3 protein-coding genes are annotated in these 5674 nt (G+C 48.9%); all 3 read right to left on the bottom strand.

Features of this window, described 5'->3' with window-relative positions:
• Nucleotides 1-165 precede the first annotated feature (165 nt).
• On the bottom strand, nucleotides 166-651 hold the full coding sequence (locus QUB35_RS38205) for a CRR6 family NdhI maturation factor (protein WP_333148185.1): 486 nt from the start codon (nucleotides 649-651) through the stop codon (nucleotides 166-168).
• 175 nt (nucleotides 652-826) lie between these two features.
• Nucleotides 827-2821: a DUF3685 domain-containing protein gene (locus QUB35_RS38200; protein ID WP_333148182.1), complete on the bottom strand. Its 1995-nt coding sequence runs from the start codon at nucleotides 2819-2821 to the stop codon at nucleotides 827-829.
• A 47-nt stretch (nucleotides 2822-2868) separates the two neighbouring features.
• Nucleotides 2869-5064, bottom strand: coding sequence for a hypothetical protein (locus QUB35_RS38195; RefSeq protein ID WP_333148180.1), 2196 nt, complete (start codon nucleotides 5062-5064; stop codon nucleotides 2869-2871).
• Nucleotides 5065-5674 lie beyond the last annotated feature (610 nt).

The raw sequence follows: 5674 nt of genomic DNA, 5'->3' as shown, positions 1-5674 counted from the left end.
CCGCCCGTCCAAAAAGGACGGGCGGGACGCCCATCCCACTTTCAAGAGTGGAAGTTATTTAATTCTCATTCCTTAACAGTCAAGTTTGAGCGACTTCTTGTGGGGAGTAGGGGTTGGGCGTCCCGCCTGCCCAAAAAATACAATTTAGGTGGGCTTACTTACAGCTTATTGGTGTGGCAGGATCACATCAAAAAAAGCATCCTCCAAATCATAACCAAACATCTGCGACATCGCCATCAACTTCGATTTACTGGGAATTCCCTGCTGATTCAACCAATCAGTCAACACAAAAATTTTGTTCATCAAAAACATTTCCAAAGCTTCAGGATTGTACTGAATACCTTGGGTTCGGTGAAACTGGTGCGGCACCAACATCGCCGCATAGCGGGCCAATTCTCCCGCTTTCCAATCCAGCAAAAATGGCAGCCAAGGGTAACAAGCATCCAAGCGAATAAACCACAGCCTTACTTCGGGAATTTCCGAAATTTCTCGCGGATCTAACTCTTCGCGCGGATACTCTATTTCAAATTGTAGCTGTTGTTCGTTTTGGGCGATCGCTCCTTCGGCCAGCCACTTTTCAATCACAGTCCGCACCGGAGACAAATCTAAACTGTTTATGCCATCGGCATCTATCGCTATCATAATACTCATAAAAAGTCAACCCATTTTAAATTTTAGATTAATCCCACAGATGAATCCGGGAGGCGAGTAGCCAATTGCTTGATTGTCAACTGTCTACCATTTAGTTATCATACCACCACCTATAAATATTTTAGCTCACTCATGACTACCAACTAATGACTAATGACTAATGACTAATGACTAATTACCCATTTTTCCCAAACTTGCTATCCTGCAAAGAATTACCAATCCCCTGGATAATTCCCCGCCCGATCAAACCAATTCCCCGCCCTATAACCTGAGTCAAAACGTAAACCACCCCAGCACCCAACAGCGAAATAACCGCGCGAACTCTAGGTGCGATCGCATCCCTGGTTTCCAGCACCAAAGTCAAGGCTAACTGCCACCCAGACAACTGTGCTAACTCCAGATTTCTTGGAGCATAAATAGAAATTTTCTTAATTCCAGAATCGCCCAAAACAAACAGCCAAAACCTGCTTTCAAAAATAGCTTTCGGTTCCACAAAATATCTATTCCAGCTATATCTCCACGACAACTCATTCCGAAACCGCTCAATTTCTCGCGTCGAAATCAACTTACCATCGTAAAAAATTTGCTTGATTTCTTCAATATTTGCCAAATTATTTAGTAGAGGCTGTACGACTCCGCTAGCAACTTGAATTGCCAAATTTTCCAACAAAGCTTCAGCTCGCTGCATCGCTTCCGGGCTGCCAGCAACACAAGAAATATTGTCAACAGTTAAAGGAATTTCAAATAGCAAATGTGCAAAAAAATCAACGGTCATCGGTATTTTGTCAAGGATTTCTGTTGCAACTGCATCAGCATCTGCCAGCAGCACCGACACAACTTCTATACCGCTGGCTGCCAAGATATCAGCAGCGCTTTCCCCTTGACTTTCTCCCAGTGTCAAGCTTGTTTGACTGCCATCAATAACCAGAGTTTCTCCCGTTGGCAGTGTATAGTATCTGCCAAAAAAATCTATGATTGTCGCCTCCCACAAATCCCGTAAAATAGCAGGCATTTTTTGCGACAATTGAGTTTGCTGCACTTGCGAAAAGCGCAATTCCTCCAGCAAATCCTTTAACTTCCGCAGGATGGAACTCATCAATTCGCGCTTTTTGGTCGATCGCAAAATATCGATTTCCAAAGGCAAGCCAGTCAAATTCACCAAATCAAATTGCAATTTAGCTGCCGCCGAGTCAAACAAGCTACCTTGCCAATTAGTTGCAACCACCAAAGATTCAGCCGAAACTTGGGAATTCGCTAATTGCGATTGAGAATTATTTAACAAATTCTCGCCTCTAATTTCTTCTTTGTGCCTTCTGCCTTCTCCCCTCTGCCTTCTGCCTTCTCCCCTCTCCCCTCTGCCTTCTGCCTTCTGGCTTCTGCCTTCTGCATTCTGCCTTCTGCCTTCTGCCTTCTCCCCTTTTCCTTCAAATAATAACTGACTGACAATCCAGCGAGCAGCCAGCAATTCTCTGCGACGCCCATTGAGTACAACCCCATCTAAAATAGAGGGCAAATCTGTCGGATTTGCAGCCCTAATCTCTTCCAAATCCGCTTGGACAATCGCCAAAGTTGCATCTATTTCCTGTAGTCCAGACCGACAAAAATAAGCCAGCATTTTTTTGTGTACTGGCGTATCAACTGTCGAATTATCTGCATTTTTCTCTGCAATTGCTGCGGAGTTTTCTACTGTTTGAACAACCGCTGCATTATTTAGTTCTATTTCCGGGTTAGTTGCCGTATCTGTCGGCCAATAAGTGCAACCAGACGCCACCGCGCGAATAGCTTCGATTGTCAGGGAAATATCTCTACCTTTAGGACAATAGCCATTCGCGCCCGCCGCCTGTAACTGGGCCAACAGCTCCGGTGTCAGGGATCCGCCTAGCAGCAACAGAGGCAGGTTGGGGTACAAACTTTTGAGTTCGCCACAAAATGCCACCGCCTCTATTTGACCCGATCGCCAATTTGAAGTCTCAACAGCCAAAATTGCCAAATCTCCAGGCTTCTTGGCTGTTTCAGAGTCGAGCGAGCGAGCTTCTAGAACCCGCAAAGCCTCCTTTCCCGTTGAAACCTCTGCGACAACTTGCAAGTCTGGATACTGCTCGCAAGCAACTCGCAGCCCCAGCCGGAAAATGGGGTCGCCATCGATCGTCAGCAGTTGGAAATTACTCACTTGATTTTAGATTGGAGATTTTAGAGATCGATCGCGCGAAAACCCAATTACTCGGGAATCAAATTAGCATCAGGAGGCCCAGCCGACTCAGGAATCGAGGGCGGCGCGGGTTCTGGAGCCGGAGCCGGAGGAGGAGCAGCAGGTTCCGGGGCCGGAGCCGGGGCCTCTTGTCTCGCGGGCGGATAGTAAGGTTCCGGCTCCCTCGCGGGCGGATAGTAAGGTTCCGGTTCCGGCTCTCTCGCGGGCGGATAGTAAGGTTCCGGCTCCGGAGCAGGCGGATTGTAAGGTTCGGGAGCCGGGGCCTCTTCTCTCGCAGGCGGATAGTAAGGCTCTGGCTCTGGCGCGTACTCATCCTGTCGCGGAGCTGGCGCGTACTCCTCTGCTGGAGCTGGCGCGTAGTCGCGAGCGGGTTCCGGCGCGTAATCGCGAGCGGGTTCCGGCGGCGGTGCACTGTTGGCTCTAAGTTCAGCACTCCAGCGCCCGATCGCACCTGCTGCCTCTGAATACAGCGCCCTACCGTAACCGATTTGGGAAGCCGTATCGATCGCCGCTCCTAGACTGCCTTGAGATGCCAATTCCGCAGCTCGATCGAGAATCGGTCTGTCTTGAGCGACTTGCAGTTCGCTCACCCACTGATAAACATTATCCTGGGCTTTCGCGTACAAACTCCTACCGCTCTTAATTTGCGAAGCTTTTTCAATAGCAGCACTAAGTTTTCCTTGCTTCGCCAGGGCTATCGCTTCATCCAAAAAAGGCTGATCTTGAATAACTTCTATGCGTTTCGTCCACTGAGCCAGCAGAGTTTGCGCTTCTATCCTGCGAGGGCGGTTTTGAGCAATCAGAACTACCTGAGCGATGCCGCCCTTTAGTCCTTCAACCGTTTGCGCTTCTGCCAACTGCTTCGCCAGAGTCAGAAAAGATTGGTCTTCGATCCGCTCAATTTCCCGGCGCCAAGAAGCCACCAAAGTTTGAGCGTGAATCCGCCGCGGCTGCTTGAGTCCGATGGTTTGCGCTTGCTCGATCGCGAGTCCAAACGTCCCTATCTGACCGAAACTAGCGATCGTGCTCGCCACTTGCAGCCGCAGCAAATCTTGAAACTGCACCTGCAAATTTTCAATTTGAACTTGAGCTTGCTTGTACAGAGGGCGACCCGGAGCTATTTTGCTAGCAGCCCCCTGCCCTTCCAGCAAGCTAAAAATGTGTTGTGGCAGCGGAGTTGATATCGACTGGTTCCACGTCACTGCCTGAGCCCTACCCAACTGCATCAAATCTTGAGCTTCCGCAAACAGTAGCGAATCCTGTGGCACAACAGAAGCAGCCTCGATCGCCCCCGGCAAATCTTTCGCCCCCAACCGCTTAGTAGCCATTGCCAGCAAAATCCGGCTCCAGCCTTCAATTTCCTTCTCAGCTTTAGCGCGGGCAAAAAGCTGCGAGTCTATTTTCCGAGCCAGGACGATTGCCTCAGCGAACTTTTGCGGAGTCTCGTCCTTCGCCAAATCTCTAGCCTCTTGCAAGCGCTGCCAGCCGTTTCTTTCCAAAGAAATCTGCTGGATCAGCTCGTTGTAACGCTTCTGACTCCAGAAAATATTTTCCAGCTTAAATAGAGCTTGAGCATAATCCCAGGCTTTCCTTAAATCCTCACTTTTCAAAGCTGCTAGGGCTGTATCGTAGAGTTTTTGGCCCTCCTGCCAATTTTTTTCCCAAGCAGTCACAGCCTCCTCTACCTCTGGGTAAGACCGACTGGTTTTCGGAATTTTCGCCACAATCTCCAGAGCACCTTTCAAATCGCCCTTCTCAATTTTTGCCCTGGCAAATCCCAGAATGGCTTTCGACCATTCCCCTATCAAATGTTGACCTTGCGAGTATAGCGGATGTTCTTTCGGCCAAGCCTGCACCAAGGCCATTGCCGATTCTATCTGTTCTAGCTTGCCCGACTTAGCAGCTTGTTGAGCGCAGTAAAGTCGCTCTCCGTCCGCCGCCAGTGGCGACAGTTGCTGGCAATTCGGCGGTGGCGGCATCGTCAGCAACCACAGAAATGCAGCGGCACCGGTTACTCCAAATCCCACCAGGAGACTCAGCCAGATAAGCTGCCACTGCCAAAAAGTTCTTTTTCCCTCGGTTGGCTGCGCCGTTACGAAGGAACTCGCATCGCCTGTCGCCTCTGCACTGAACTGTGCCGTCGGTTTAGGGGATGGGTTGTATTGCGGTGGTGTGTGGAATTGGTCAGATTGTCGTCTCGCCATTACTTCAGCCTGTCCTGTAATGCGCACTCTTCACGTGACACTCCCACATCAAATCATAGATTGTGATGTCGGCTTCTGACTCCGGTTAAGGAGATCGAGAACTTCCTTCAAGGTACTGGCAATCTTTCCCTCTACGGTGTTTTATAGTGAGGTTCGTGTCTGGCCCCACTGGTTGCTTCCGAGCATTTTAGGCTCAAGAAGCACGTAAATCATACCAGTTATCAAACAATTATTCACAGATTCCGGGGCCGTTTAGCAGAAAAAACAGTATAAAGCCCCGTCTGTCCATCAATTTTAGATTTTAGATTTTAGATTTTAGATTTTAGAATTGACTCTGCAGATGAATTGGAGGAGGGATTAAACTAAGGTCTAATATTAAATCCGGATCAGAAATTCCCTTATCAGACTCAGCGGTTGAAACCGCAAATACACAAACTTTCGTCTCCTCCAAGCCGATTAAAAAATCAAGGGGGGACTACAGCCGGATTTGGTTTACACTTTTACGTGTAGCCGGTAGAACTGATTTTTTGGGTTTAGGAATGAGAATTAAATAACTTCCACAAGATTGTGGGATGGGCGTCCCGCCCGTCCAAAAAGGACGGGCGGGACG

Origin of the sequence: Microcoleus sp. B13-B6, assembly GCF_036705405.1 — a bacterium.
Taxonomy (GTDB): Bacteria; Cyanobacteriota; Cyanobacteriia; order Cyanobacteriales; family Microcoleaceae; genus Microcoleus.
The sequence above is the reverse complement of the archived record's forward strand: the minus strand, read 5'-3'. Positions and strand labels throughout refer to the sequence as shown.

Excerpts from the sequence above, each read along its gene's own strand:
- QUB35_RS38195 (WP_333148180.1), bottom strand. The coding sequence starts at position 5,064 with ATGGCGAGACGACAATCTGACCAATTCCACACACCACCGCAATACAAC.
- QUB35_RS38205 (WP_333148185.1), bottom strand. The coding sequence starts at position 651 with ATGAGTATTATGATAGCGATAGATGCCGATGGCATAAACAGTTTAGAT.